The organism is Streptomyces sp. NPDC037013 (assembly GCF_055607265.1).
In genome coordinates this window covers 678,004-691,440 of sequence record NZ_JBVJRV010000003.1, presented here as the reverse complement: position 1 = coordinate 691,440, position 13,437 = coordinate 678,004, and the positions used below count along the sequence as shown (strand labels likewise).

Here is a 13,437-nt window from a genome sequence, read left to right as displayed (position 1 = left end):
CGGTCCTGATAATCGCAGGCAGGTGCGAATCTCGCATCGCTTTTGGCGTCTCGCGCCCCGGGTGTTGTGCACTCGTTATGCCTGCGCCCCGGTCGCCCCTTCCATCCCCCGTGTCCGATCGGCGCGCAGGGACCCCCATATGCTTCAGAAAGCCGCCAAAATTGGGCATTCTTCGCATGTGGTGACCTTGGACGTACGGCCTCAGTTGCTTGACGCACTCTCCGCCCTGCGCGAGCGTGTCGCCGCCGCACGCTTTCCGCTCCCCCTGCCGGGGGCGCCACGCGCGCGTGCCAACCGTGACGAGTTGCTGGCACAGCTCGATGACTATCTGGTGCCCCGCCTCAAGGCACCCGAAGCGCCCCTCCTCGCCGTTGTCGGCGGATCCACCGGAGCCGGTAAGTCCACTCTGGTGAACTCCCTCGTGGGACGGCAGGTCAGCGAGGCGGGTGTGCTGCGGCCCACCACGCGTACGCCGGTGCTCGTCTGCCACCCGGACGATCACCACTGGTTCTCGGGGATGCGGATCCTGCCGGACCTCACGCGCGTGTGGGTGCCCCGCCCGGAGCCCGCGGAGGGCGGTGAGGGGGCGGACGGCGGGGACGACGGCGACGCGGGCGTGCAGGCCGTCGTGGGCGAGGACGAGCGCGCCCTGCGGATCGAGACCGCGCGGAGCCTGCCGCGGGGGCTCGCCCTGCTCGATGCCCCCGACGTCGACTCGCTCGTCGCCGACAACCGCGTCCTGGCCGCCGAGCTGATCTCCGCGGCCGATGTCTGGGTCATGGTCACCACCGCCTCGCGGTACGCCGACGCCGTGCCCTGGCACCTGCTGCGCACCGCCAAGGAGCACGACGCCACCCTCGTCACGGTCCTCGACCGCGTACCCCACCAGCTGGTGAGCGAGGTGTCACGGCAGTACGGCGCGCTGCTCACCAAGGCCGGCCTCGGCGACGTGCCGCGCTTCACCGTGCCCGAGCTGCCCGAGTCCGCCGGCGGCGGCGGACTCCTCCCCGCCACCGCCGTCGCCCCGCTGCGCGCCTGGCTCACCCACCGCGTGCAGGAACCCGCGGCCCGCGCCCAGGCCGTCGCCCGCACCGCACACGGCGTCATCGGCTCCCTCGACACCCGGATGCCGGAACTCGCCGGCGCGGTCGCCGCCCAGTACGCCGCCGCGCTGCGGCTCACCTCCGCCGTCGACGAGGCGTACGAGAGGGAGCACGCGCGCGTGCGGGGCCGTCTGCGGGCGGGCGGCGTGCTGGCGGGTGGCGCCCTGAAGCGGTGGCGCAGCTACCCGCTCGACTGCGGCCCCGGCGAACTCCTCGACGCCATCGCCGAGAGCCTGGAGGCGCTCCTGCTCTGCGCCGTCACCGCCGCCGACGAACGCATCGACGAGGCCTGGCGGCGCGAACCCGCCGCGGGCGCCCCCGGCCTCGCCGACCGCGACCGCGACGTGGAGAGCGCCGAGCACCGCATCGGGATGGCCGTCCGCAGATGGCGGCGGGTCCTGGAGGAGTACGCCGAGGACGAGGTGCGCGGCGTCGAACGCGTCGACAAGAGCGCCCTCCCCGACCCCGAGGTCGTCGCCGCGCTGCTCGCCACGGCCCTGCTCGGCGGGCGCCGGGCGCGTTCGGCGGGCGAGGTCCTCGCCGAGCGGATCGGCGCGCAGGCCGCCGTCCGGCTGCGCGACCGGGGCACGCGCCTGCTCAACGACTACCTGGAGAAGGTCCTCACCACCGAGCGGGAGCGCCGGCTCGCCCCCCTGGACGCCCTCGAAGTCCACCCGGAGCCCCAGGCCGAGCTGATCGCCGCCCTGTCCGTACTGCAGAAGGAGAGGTGACCGCGGTGACCGCCGTCACTGATCACGCCGATCACGCCGAGCCCGCCGACCACGGTGACGGGGCCGGGCCGGACGGGAGCGAGCGGCCCGCCGCCGGCTCCGAACGCGCCTGGGACGACGGGCTGATCGCCCGACGCGTCACGCCGGGGGCACGGGGCACGGAGGCCGGCGACGACACCGGCACGCGCGCGTACACCCCCGCGCGCCGACCCGCCGCCTACGAAGGGAGCGCCGTCCCGTACGAGGGGAGCCCCACCTCGTACGAAGGGAGGCCCGGTTCCTACGAGGGACCTCTGGAGAAGAAGTCCGGCTCCTACGAAGGAGCCCTGCGCACCCGTCTCGACGCGCTGCGCGAACTCGTCGGGCTCTCCCGCACCCGCCTCGACAGCGGCACCCTCGCCGAGGCGGGCCGGGTCCTCGACGAGGCCGCCGCCCGCCGCAGACTCTCCGACCGGCACACCGTCGTCGCCATCGCCGGGGCCACCGGAAGCGGCAAGTCCACGCTCTTCAACTCCCTCGCCGGGGTGATGATCTCCGACACCGGGGTGCGCAGGCCGACGACCGCCGCACCCATCGGATGCAGCTGGACCGACGGCGCCGCGGGACTGCTCGACCGGCTCGGGATCCCCGGCCGGCTGCGCCGCAGGCCCCTCCAGGGGCCGGGCGCCGACGAGCTCCAGGGGCTGGTCCTGATCGACCTGCCCGACCACGACTCCGCGGTCGGCGAGCACCGCGACCACGTCGACCGCATCCTGGCCCTCGTCGACGCCGTCATCTGGGTCGTCGACCCGGAGAAGTACGCCGACGCGATGCTCCACGAGCGGTACCTGCGGCCCATGGCCGGCCACGCCGAGGTCACCTTCGTGGTGCTCAACCAGATCGACCGGCTCCCCGGAGACGCCGCCGACCAGGTCCTCGACGATCTGCGGCGGCTCCTCGACGAGGACGGCGTCGCCCTCGGCGAGCACGGCGAACCGGGCGCCACGGTCCTCGCGATCTCCGCGCTGACCGGCGAGGGCGTCGGCGAACTGCGCGAGGCGCTCGGCCAGTTCACCCAGGAGCGGGGCGCCGCGGCCCGGCGGATCTCCGCGGACCTGGACGCCGCGGCGGAACGGTTGCGTCCGGTGTATGTCGACGGGGCGCACCGCGGGCGCGACCGCGGCCGGATCGGGCTCAGCGAACAGGCGCGCGAGGAGTTCGCCGACCGGCTCGCGGACGCCGTGGGCGCGGCCGCTGCCGGAGACGCGGCCGAACGGGCCTGGCGCAGACACGCGGGCAGGGCGTGCGGCGACCCCTGGCTGCGGCTCTGGCGCTGGTACGAGGCCCAGCGCTCCCCGGAGGGCCTCCCGGGGCCCGCCGCGCTGGCACCCGTGGACGAGGAGGCGACGGCGCGCCAGCGCGTGGAGCACGCCGTGCGCACGGTGGCCGACGAGGCGGCCTCGGGGCTGCCCGTGCCGTGGGGGCAGGCCGTGCGGGAGGCCGCAGTGCGCGGCGCCGAGGGGCTGCCCGAGGCGCTCGACGAGCTCGCGGTGACGGTCGGGGTGCCGGCCGGACGGCCGCCGCGCCCCGGCTGGTGGCCGGTCGCCGTCCTCGCGCAGGCGGCGATGACGCTGCTCCAAGTCGTGGGCGGGCTCTGGCTGGTGGGGCAGATCATCGGGATCGCCACGCCGAACCTGGGCGTGCCGGTGCTACTGATGCTGGCGGGCATCGTGGGCGGCCCCTGTGTGGAGTGGGCGAGCCGGCTCGCGGCGCGTGGCCCCGCGCGCCGGTACGGCCACGAGGCGGAGCGGCGGCTGCGGGAGGCGGCCGCCGGGTGCGGGCGGGCGCGGGTCCTCGATCCGGTGGCGGCGGAGCTGCTGCGCTATCGGGAGGTCAGGGAGCAGTTCGTACGGGTGACGGGGGCGCCGGTGGGGTGAGCGGGGCCCGCCCGGGAACGCCTGGTCACCCTCTGGGGTGACGGAGTTTTCCACAACCGGTGGGCGGTCCACAGGTCTCAGCGGGATCGGTCCGGCCGGTGCAGTCTGAGGACGCAGACGCAGATGCCGCCGCGAAGGGCGCGGCGGCGCGAGGCGCAGACGATGCGGGGGAGTGGATCGGCGATGAACGAGACCTTGGTGACGGTGGTGGGGAATGTCGCGACGACTCCGGTGTACCGGGAGTTGCCGTCGGGGCCGGTGGCCCGGTTCCGGCTCGCGGTGACATCGCGGTACTTCGACGCCGCGCAGAACACGTGGAACGACGGCCACACCAATTTCTTCACGGTCTGGGCCTGGCGTGCCCTCGGTACGAACGTGCAGGGGTCGGTGTCGGTGGGCGAACCGGTCATCGTGCAGGGCCGGTTGAAGGTGCGCGACGAAGAGCGGGGAGGCCAGCACTGGACATCGGCGGACATCGAGGCACTGGCCATCGGCCACGATCTGTCGCGCGGTACGGCGGCGTTCCGCCGGGTCGTCAAGGGCAACGCCGCGCTGACGGCCCCGGCGTCGGAGCGGCGCGAGGACGCGTCCGGGGCGCAGGAGAAGCAGCCGGCGCCGGTGGGGTGATGGGTCGTCAGCGGGAGCGGGCCCATGGCGACCGATGTGCGGCATATCGGTGAATGAGGGGGGTGGATTTGTCGATAAGCCCAGCTCGGAGCAGGTGTTGGGGATAACGATTCCGAGTCGGATCCGCCGTCCCATGAGATGCGTGGGGCTCGTGATGCGCCACTTCCTTAGGATGCCGGACGTAGCTCACGGGGCAGTTGGCAGGAGACGCCATGCAGGTGGCAGGTGATCCTGCCCCATTCAGTCTGCTGGCGGGACCACCCCCCAACGTTGTGAACGGGTCCCGCCCGGAGGGGAATTCTGTGTTTTCTGCGTTGTCCATACGTAGCCGAGGCGTCGCCCGTCTCGCCGCAGTGACCGTGGCGGCGGGACTGGCCGTGGCGGGCGGAATGACCGCTGCCGGGGCGGCCGTGGCGGAGGAGGCGCCGCAGCATCAGGGGGGCGCCACCGCGACGCTGGGCGGGCTGCAGACGTTCGACCAGGCCGTCATCCGGGACAACGGCAGCTCGCAGCAGGTGCCCGCGGGACTCTTCGAGATGTCCGTGGAGGGCGGCGGCGCACTTCAGACGTACTGCGTCGACATCCTCAACCCCACGCAGAAGGACGCCAAGTACCAGGAGACCCCCTGGAGCGGCACCTCGCTGAACGCCAACCGCGACGCGGGCAAGATCCGCTGGATCCTGCAGCACTCCTACCCGCAGGTGAACGACCTCGCGGCGCTGGCCGACAAGGCGGGCGTGCGCTCGCTCACCGCGCAGACCGCCGCCGCCGGCACCCAGGTCGCGATCTGGCGCTACTCCGACCACGCCAAGGTCGACGCCGTCGACCCCAAGGCGGAGAAGCTCGCCGACTACCTGTACCGCAGCGCCCGCGGCAGTGCCGAGCCCAAGGCTTCGCTGACCCTCGCCCCGTCGGCCGTCTCGGGCCGCGCGGGTGAGCGGCTCGGCCCGGTGACGGTGCGGACCGACGCCGACTCGGTGACCGTGACGCCGCCCACGGACTCCGCGGAGAGCGGCGTGAAGATCGTCGGCAAGAACGGCAAGGCCGTGAAGTCGGCGCACAACGGCAGCCGCCTGTACTTCGACATCCCGAAGGACGCCCCCGACGGCTCGGCCGCGCTCTCCCTCCAGGCGTCCACCACCGTCCCCGTCGGCCGGGCCTTCACCTCCGAGACCCGCAGCCAGACGCAGATCCTCGCCGGCTCCAGCGAGTCGACGGTGACGGCGACGGCGACGGCCGACTGGGCCGAGAAGGGAGCGGTGCCCGCACTCTCGGCCGAGAAGAACTGCGCCAAGAGCGGCATCGACATCACCGCCGCCAACAAGGGCGACGCGCCCTTCACCTTCCGCCTCATGGGCCTCAAGCACACCATCGCGGCGGGCACGTCACAGACCGTGACGATACCGCTGCAGGAGGACCAGCCCTACGACTTCACGATCAAGGGCCCGAACGGCTTCGAGAAGCGCTTCAAGGGCGTGCTCGACTGCCGCACGGAGGGCGCCGTGACCGGCACCGGCACGAAGGCCCAGCTGGCCGCCGAGCCCAGCCCCGCCACCGCGGGCGACGCCACCACCACGGGTGGCGGCGACCTCGCGGAGACGGGCAGCTCCAGCAACACGCCCCTGATCGCCACGATCGCGGTCCTCTTCGTCGCCCTCGGCGCCGCGACAGTCTTCTTCCTCCGCAAGAAGAACGACGGAACGGACCCCTCCACCGAGGAGTGACCGAGGAGTGACCGACCTAGCGCGGTCGGGGTGTCTCGGCGGCGGTGTCCCCGTCACGGGGAGTGATGGCGCGCCCGGTCTCATCACGGTGGCGTTTGGCGGCGTCGTCGGTTGTCGCGAAGAAGGAGACCGTGAAGAGCAGACCACCCGCGATCGTGAGGATGTGCCACCAGCCGCCGCCTTGGCGGAAGCCCATCCACATGAACAGAACAGAGATCCCCATGAGGGTGGACCCGATGCGGACACCGGACATGTTCCGGGTGCGCTGATCCTCATCCTTGATCAGTGACTTGAACGAGTCCGAGACATGCTGTTTGTACTCCTGCCGGATCGGCAGATCCTCCGGCATGGAATTGAGTAGCTCCAGGTCCTTCATCAGCCGATCCCGGGTCTCGTACCGAGGCCGCCGCCCCTGCCACATGGCGCCGGCCAAGGCGAGCAGCCCCAGAAGGACGGGACTCAGTTCGGACCACTTCATGCAGGCAGATTAGTGACCGGACGCCACACGGGAGGCGGCTTTGAGAGGTTCGCTCAGTGACCGAGCGACTACGGAAGCCGTCCGAGGGGCGTCCAGGTCGCGGACCCCCGGGCATACTGGTTTCCTCCGGGGGGTGGCCGTCAGGCAAGATGGGGTGTATCTGCCCACTCACTGATTGCCGGACGGTTTCTCTTGGCTGAGTACATCTACACCATGCGCAAGACGCGCAAGGCGCACGGCGACAAGGTGATCCTCGACGATGTCACCTTGAGCTTCCTTCCTGGCGCGAAGATCGGTGTCGTGGGCCCCAACGGCGCCGGTAAGTCCACGGTGCTGAAGATCATGGCTGGTCTCGAGCAGCCGTCGAACGGTGACGCGTTCCTGTCGCCCGGGTTCACCGTCGGCATCCTCATGCAGGAGCCGCAGCTCGACGAGTCGAAGACCGTCCTGGAGAACGTCCAGGACGGCGCCGCCGAGATCATGGGCAAGCTCAAGCGCTTCAACGAGGTGGCCGAGCTCATGGCCACCGACTACTCCGACGAGCTCATGGAGGAGATGGGCAAGCTCCAGGAGGACCTGGACCACGCCAACGCGTGGGACCTGGACGCCCAGCTCGAGCAGGCCATGGACGCGCTCGGCTGCCCGCCCGGCGACTGGCCCGTCACCACCCTCTCCGGTGGCGAGAAGCGCCGCGTCGCGCTCTGCAAGCTCCTCATCGAGGCGCCCGACCTGCTCCTCCTCGACGAGCCCACCAACCACCTCGACGCCGAGTCGGTGAACTGGCTGGAGCAGCACCTCTCCAAGTACGCCGGCGCCGTCGTCGCGGTCACCCACGACCGGTACTTCCTGGACAACGTGGCCGAGTGGATCCTGGAGCTCGACCGCGGCCGCGCCCACCCGTACGAGGGCAACTACTCCACGTACCTGGAGAAGAAGCAGTCCCGTCTCAAGGTCGAGGGCCAGAAGGACGCCAAGCGCGCCAAGCGGCTCAAGGAAGAGCTCGAGTGGGTGCGGTCCAACGCCAAGGGGCGGCAGGCCAAGTCCAAGGCGCGTCTGGCCCGGTACGAGGAGATGGCCGCCGAGGCGGACAAGATGCGGAAGCTGGACTTCGAGGAGATCCAGATCCCGCCGGGCCCGCGTCTGGGCAACATCGTCGTCGAGGTCGAGAACCTCTCCAAGGCCTTCGGCGACAAGGTCCTCATCGACGACCTGAGCTTCACGCTGCCGCGCAACGGCATCGTCGGCATCATCGGCCCGAACGGTGCGGGCAAGACCACGCTGTTCAAGATGATCCAGGGCCTGGAGAAGCCGGACTCCGGCAACATCAGGATCGGCGACACGGTCAAGGTCAGCTACGTCGACCAGGGCCGCGCCAACATCGACCCGAAGAAGACCCTCTGGGCCGTGGTGAGCGACGAGCTCGACTACATCAACGTCGGTCAGGTCGAAATGCCCTCGCGGGCGTACGTCTCCGCCTTCGGCTTCAAGGGTCCGGACCAGCAGAAGCCCGCCGGGGTGCTCTCCGGCGGTGAGCGCAACCGCCTCAACCTGGCGCTGACCCTCAAGGAGGGCGGAAACCTCCTCCTCCTCGACGAGCCGACGAACGACCTGGACGTCGAGACCCTGTCCTCGCTGGAGAACGCGCTCCTGGAGTTCCCGGGTGCCGCCGTCGTGATCTCCCACGACCGCTGGTTCCTCGACCGGGTCGCCACGCACATCCTCGCCTACGAGGGTGACTCCAAGTGGTACTGGTTCGAGGGCAACTTCGAGTCGTACGAGAAGAACAAGGTCGAGCGTCTGGGCGCCGACGCGGCCCGCCCGCACCGCGCCACCTACAAGAAGCTCACGCGAGGCTGAGGCGACCGTGGCCCGACACATATACCAATGCCCGCTGCGCTGGTCGGACATGGACGCCTTCGGGCACGTCAACAACGTCGTCTTCCTGCGGTATCTGGAAGAGGCGCGCATCGACTTCATGTTCCGTCTCGCGCCCGGTGACGGGTCCCCTTCGTTCTCCGGCGGGTCGGTCGTGGCCCGGCACGAGATCGACTACCTACGGCCGTTGGTGCACCGGCACGAGCCGGTCACCGTCGAATCGTGGGTGACGAAGATCGGTGCGGCGTCGCTGACCATCGCGTACGAGATCAAGGACGCGGAACAGGTGTATGTCCGGGCCTCGACCGTGGTCGTGCCCTTCGACCTGGAGGCCCAGCGGCCCCGGCGGATCAGCGCCGAGGAGAGGTCGTTCCTCCAGGAGTACGTGGACGACGGCGCCGGCGGCCCCGACAGTGGCTCGGGGGCGCTCGCCGCATGACCGCGCGGCTCCACTTCGCCGATGCCGGGGAGGCGGCGGACCTCGCCGCCTTCCTGGCGCGCCTGATCCATTACGACAAGGCGGCCGCGGTCCGGCTGCAGGCCGCCGGGGACACGCTGGCCGTGTTCGGGCGGCCGCCGTCGTTCGAGGTGCTCGTCATCCGCACGGCGCGGCTCGCCAAGCCCTACGAGGACGGCCTCGACACGACGCTCGACGTCACCGTCTCAGCGGGCGAGTTCCTGGAGAGCGTCGGCGCGTCCGCGGAGTCCGTGCGGGCCGCCGGCGTCGCCCCGGTGCCGGACGCCGTCACCGGTCCGCCGTGGGCGGGCGTGCTGCCCCCGCGCGGCGGCTGGCGGCAGGAGCCGGGGCTCGTCGCCCCGGACGCGCTGCGGGCCCTCGTGCACGCGGCGGTCGCCGAATTCCGTTCCCGCGTCGAGGAGTTGCCCGCCGAGCGGCGGGTGCGGGCCGAACTCGACCGGGTCGGGCGGGAGATCTGGTCCCGGCCCGTCGGCGACACCGAGCTGCCGGTGCGGGCCGCGCACGCGGCGCAGTCCCTGGGATTCCTGCGCGGGGACACCGTGACCCTGCTGTCGGCCGGGCCGTGGCTCCGGCTGCGTACGGCCTACGGGTCCGTCGCGGTGCGCCGGGCCGGCGTCCAAGGGCTCACCGTCACCCCCGCGTGAGCGTCGGGCCCCCGCCCGGCGCGCCCGCCACCACCTCTGGCCCCTCCGGCCCCCGTCACCCCCGCTCGTCGGGCCGGACCGCGATGTGGTCCCGCTCCAGCTCCAGCGCCACCCTGTCCCGCATGTCCAGGGCCGCCGTGTACTCCGCGGGGAGCTGGAGGCGGCCCGCCCGGTCCAGCATCGCGTACTCGCGGGAGACCAGGGACTCCCGGCCCGTCGACGCGTCGACCTCCGTGTGGCGCAAGACCTCCGTCGAGGTGCGGCCGTCACGGATGGCGACCGTGCGGCGCACCTCCGAGGCGACCGCCTGGTCGTGGGTGACGATGACGATGGTGGTGCCGAGTTCCTCGTTGGCCCTGCGGAACGCCGCGAAGATCTGCTCCGCCGTGTGGGAGTCCAGCTCGCCTGTGGGCTCGTCGGCGAGGAGGACGGCGGGGTCGTTGGCCAGCGCCACCGCGATGGCGACGCGCTGCTGCTGACCGCCGGACAGCTGATGGGGCCGCCGGCCTTGGCACTCCGCCACCTCCAGCAACTCCAAGAGGCTGAGGGCGCGTTCGGCCTTCTGAGTGCGTGTACGGCCGCGTCCTCCCTTCAACTGCATGGGAAGCGCGACGTTCTGAGCGGCCGTCAGGTAGGGAAGCAGGTTGCGGGCCGTCTGCTGCCAGACGAAGCCGACCACGTCACGGCGGTACCGCAGCCGCTCCTTCGCGCTCATGGCCAGCAGACTGTGGCCCGCCACGCGCGCCGCGCCCGCGGTCGGCTCGTCGAGGCCCGCGAGGATGTTCATCAGCGTCGACTTGCCGCTGCCCGAGGCGCCGACCAGTGCCATCAACTCGCCCTCGCGCACCAGCAGATCGAGCCCCTGGAGCGCCTGCACCTCGACGCCGTCCGTCGCGAACACCCGCACCAGACGGTCGCAGCTGATCAGCGCGTCGTGCCCGTAGGACGGCCGGTCGCGGTGGGCGGCCGCCCGCGCCTCCAGCTCCGCGAGCGACGGTGGTGACGCTGCGGTGCCCGTGGCGCCCCTAGCGCCCGTATCCGTGCCTGTCATCGGTGGTCTCCCGTTCTGAGATCGGCCGCGGGGGTGCGCCGGGTGGTCCACCAGGCCTGGGCGAACGCCACCGCGGCCGTGAGGGCGACGACGCCCGCCGCGGGCAGCAGCAGCGACCACGGGTCGGCCCGCAGGGTCACGTCCCCCAGGTCGCCGATCCCCCCGCGTGCGGCGAGCGCGATCCGGCGTAGATCGAGCCCGTCCGCGAGCAGCCCCACCGCCGCCCACCCCACCAGCGCCCCGCCACCCGCGGCGAGCAGCGCCTGCGGCAGCGCTTCGAGGGCCAGCAGCAACCGGCCCTGACGTGTGCTCAGGCCCATGGTGCGCAGCCGGGCCAGGAGGGCGGAGCGTCTCGGGGCGGAGTGCAGGAGGGAGAGGAGTACGGCGAGCGCCGCGTAGCCGGCACCGGCGGCGACGGCGGTCAGGTAGACGCGTTCGGCGCCGGTCTGCAGCGGCGAGTCGGTGAGCACGGCCCGCTCGGCGGAGCGCAGGCTCACCTCGACGGCGGGGGACTCCGGCGTGCCGCCCGCCGGGCCCGTGGCCGCCGCCTCGATCGCCTTCCTGGTGACGTCGGAGCCCGTCACCAGGAGCATGGTGTCCTTCGCCCTCGGGAGCGCGCGCCGGTCGATGAGGACGAAGGCGCCCTGGGTGGGCAGCGCGGGCGTCGTCGTCCGGGTGGTGGTGACCTTCGCGGTGAACGTTCCCGACGGCGTACGGAAGGTGTGGGCGCCCGCGCCGAGCCTGCGGGCGACGTCGGGGGTGGCGACCGCGGGCACGGCGGCGCCGCCGCTGCCCGGTGGCGCGGCCAGGGCCGGGCCTTCGACCGGACCGAGGCCCGTCGTCGCCGTGAGGCGGGTGTACGTCGCCGGGTCGGCGGCGATCAGCGGCACCGTGGAACCGTCCGGCAGGGAGAGGTTCCAGTCGATGTGGACGGCGGCCACCTCACGCACACCGGGCGTCCTGCGCACCTCGCCCGCCAGCCGCGCGGGCAGCGCGGCGCCGTCCCGCGTGACACGGGCGTCGGCGCCCACCGCGAGCAGCGCCGTGCGGTCCCTGGCGTCCTCCACGCCCGCCAGCACCGAGCCGCCGAACGCCGCCGTCGTCAGCGCCAGCAGCAGCCCCAGCAGCGGCAGGACGTGAGCGGTCGACGCGCGGCCCGCGCTCGCCGTCGAGAGGAAGCCGAGCAGCCCGCGCCGCCGCGCCAACGGGCGCATGAGCAGCCGCAGCGGCAGCGGATACAGCCGTACGAGGAGAAGCGCCGCGATGCCGCCGACGAGCAGCGGAGCCGCGCTCACCAGCCAGTCCACCGAGCCCCCTGAGCCTCCCGGGCCGCCCGCACCGCCACCGGAACCCCCGCCGCCCCCGGATCCCACCGAGCCCGCGCCGCGCCTCCTCAGCGACACCACCGCGCCCACCGCCAGGGCGAGCAGCACCAGTTCGGCCACGGTCCGCCGCCGGGACGGCCGCGCCGTGACCAGGTCCCCGCGGCCCGCGTGGGCGCGCGGTCTGCGGTGCGTGACGGCGGCCCGGACCGGCAGCGCCGCGCAGGCGAGGACGCACACCCCGGCCGCCGCCGCGACCGACGGCCACGCGCGCGCGTGGGGCTCGACGAGGACCGCCGCCGCCAGACCGACGGCCGCCGCGGGCACCGCCACCACCGAGGTCTCGGCGAGCAGCCGCCCCGCGATGCCGCGCACGGAGCCGCCGCGCGAGCGCAGCAGCGCCAGCTCGTCGTGGCGGCGGACCGCGGTCAGCGCGCACATCATGAGGAGGACGACGGCGGCGACACCGCCCACGCCGTACGCGGCGACGGCGACGACCGGCGCGACCGCGTCCCGCAGCCCGGCATGGTCGGTGAGGACCTTGTCGAGGTCGGTGGAGAGGCGCGCGTCCGGGGCGATGCGGGAGCGCAACTCGCTGAGCAGCGGCCCCTTTTCGTGGGAGGCGATCCGGTTCTGGAGCGCCGGCAGGTCGCCGGCGGTGAGCCCACCGAGGTCGGGGGCGATACGCCAGTACCGCTGCGGGCCGCGGTCCACGGCCGACAGGACCGGGCCCGCGCCGGGGGCGAGGAGCAGCCCGGCGTGCCAGCGCCGCAGCTCGGTGCCCTGGCCCCGCACCGTCACCTCGGCGGGGGTGCGCAGAACCGTGTCGTACGACCAGTAGGCGCCCTCGGGACGCACCGGATCGACGATGCCGGTGATGTGGACCGTGACGGTCTCCCCGGTCGCGGGGGCGAGGTGGATGTCCGCGCCGGCCTTGATCCGCAGGGTGCGCGCGGTCTCCGCGGTGACGGCCGCCTCGACCCGGCGGCTCTTCGACGTGATGCCCCGCCCGGTGGGCAGGCGCCCCTCGCGCACCCGCGTACGGGTGTCGAGTCCGGCCTGCGCGGCGAGCGTGAACTGCGGGGCGAGCGGGCTCGTGCGGGGCAGCCAGCGGTCGGTGGCCTCGGGCGGCTCGACGGTCCTCGTGCCGTACGCCGACTCCGCCGGGTCGGTGCGGACCGGCGCGGGCATGGCCCTCCGCGTCCTGTCGAACCGCTCCCGCAGTGCGGCGGGGCGCAGCGCGTCCTCGCGTTCGCGCCGGTTCTTCTCCCACCCCGGCGCGGGCGCCGTCAGTTCGATGCCGCTGCGCTCGGTACCCGCCTCCGTGATGGCGGCGCGCACCCCCTCGCTCTCGTACGTCTCCACCGCGCGCGGGAAGAGGGCGGCGAGGAACGCGGTCACCGCCACGAGGAGCGCGAGGGCCGTCGCGAAGGCCGGGGCGGCGCGCAGCCGGGTCCGTACCCAGGGGGTGACGACGCGGGGCGGCAT

General features: G+C 73.0%; 10 protein-coding genes. 7 read left to right on the top strand and 3 right to left on the bottom strand.

Annotation, left to right across the window (positions count from 1 at the left end; genetic code table 11):
- The first annotated feature begins 139 nt into the window (after positions 1 to 139).
- From ACZ7DY_RS12920 to ACZ7DY_RS12905, 4 genes are all read left to right on the top strand, one after another.
- Positions 140 to 1,834, top strand: a complete 1,695-nt coding sequence (locus ACZ7DY_RS12920) for a GTPase domain-containing protein (RefSeq protein ID WP_471133764.1) — start codon at positions 140 to 142, stop codon at positions 1,832 to 1,834.
- Between the two features lie 5 nt (positions 1,835 to 1,839).
- Positions 1,840 to 3,750, top strand: coding sequence for a GTPase (locus tag ACZ7DY_RS12915; RefSeq protein WP_471133761.1), 1,911 nt, complete (start codon positions 1,840 to 1,842; stop codon positions 3,748 to 3,750).
- Between the two features lie 183 nt (positions 3,751 to 3,933).
- On the top strand, positions 3,934 to 4,377 hold the full coding sequence (locus tag ACZ7DY_RS12910) for a single-stranded DNA-binding protein (protein ID WP_471133758.1): 444 nt from the start codon (positions 3,934 to 3,936) through the stop codon (positions 4,375 to 4,377).
- Between the two features lie 320 nt (positions 4,378 to 4,697).
- On the top strand, positions 4,698 to 6,101 hold the full coding sequence (locus ACZ7DY_RS12905) for a Cys-Gln thioester bond-forming surface protein (protein ID WP_471134543.1): 1,404 nt from the start codon (positions 4,698 to 4,700) through the stop codon (positions 6,099 to 6,101).
- A 16-nt stretch (positions 6,102 to 6,117) separates the two neighbouring features.
- Here ACZ7DY_RS12905 and ACZ7DY_RS12900 read toward each other — a convergent pair whose 3' ends face one another.
- Complete coding sequence (locus tag ACZ7DY_RS12900; protein WP_471133755.1) at positions 6,118 to 6,579, bottom strand: hypothetical protein; 462 nt, start codon at positions 6,577 to 6,579, stop codon at positions 6,118 to 6,120.
- A 192-nt stretch (positions 6,580 to 6,771) separates the two neighbouring features.
- Here ACZ7DY_RS12900 and ettA point away from each other — a divergent pair, with 192 nt between their 5' ends.
- The 3 genes from ettA to ACZ7DY_RS12885 are packed head-to-tail and all read left to right on the top strand — an operon-like array spanning position 6,772 to position 9,576.
- Entirely contained in the window at positions 6,772 to 8,436 is a 1,665-nt protein-coding gene (ettA, locus tag ACZ7DY_RS12895; protein ID WP_471133752.1) for an energy-dependent translational throttle protein EttA, read from the top strand.
- A gap of 7 nt (positions 8,437 to 8,443) precedes the next feature.
- Positions 8,444 to 8,893 carry an acyl-CoA thioesterase gene (locus ACZ7DY_RS12890; protein WP_471133750.1) on the top strand — a complete coding sequence of 150 codons (450 nt, stop codon included), beginning with the start codon at positions 8,444 to 8,446 and terminating at the stop codon, positions 8,891 to 8,893.
- The gene (locus ACZ7DY_RS12885) at positions 8,890 to 9,576 is read left to right on the top strand and encodes a DUF8185 domain-containing protein (RefSeq protein WP_471133747.1); all 687 of its coding nucleotides are present in this window, start codon (positions 8,890 to 8,892) and stop codon (positions 9,574 to 9,576) included. Before ACZ7DY_RS12890 ends, ACZ7DY_RS12885 begins: the two co-directional genes overlap by 4 nt.
- Positions 9,577 to 9,631: 55 nt before the next feature.
- Here the strand turns inward: ACZ7DY_RS12885 and ACZ7DY_RS12880 are convergent, their stop codons facing one another.
- Positions 9,632 to 10,627 carry an ABC transporter ATP-binding protein gene (locus tag ACZ7DY_RS12880; RefSeq protein ID WP_471133745.1) on the bottom strand — a complete coding sequence of 332 codons (996 nt, stop codon included), beginning with the start codon at positions 10,625 to 10,627 and terminating at the stop codon, positions 9,632 to 9,634.
- Positions 10,624 to 13,437 (bottom strand): ABC transporter permease, encoded by a 2,814-nt coding sequence (locus ACZ7DY_RS12875; protein WP_471133742.1) that lies wholly within the window; start codon positions 13,435 to 13,437, stop codon positions 10,624 to 10,626. The genes ACZ7DY_RS12880 and ACZ7DY_RS12875 overlap by 4 nt, the downstream gene beginning before the upstream one ends.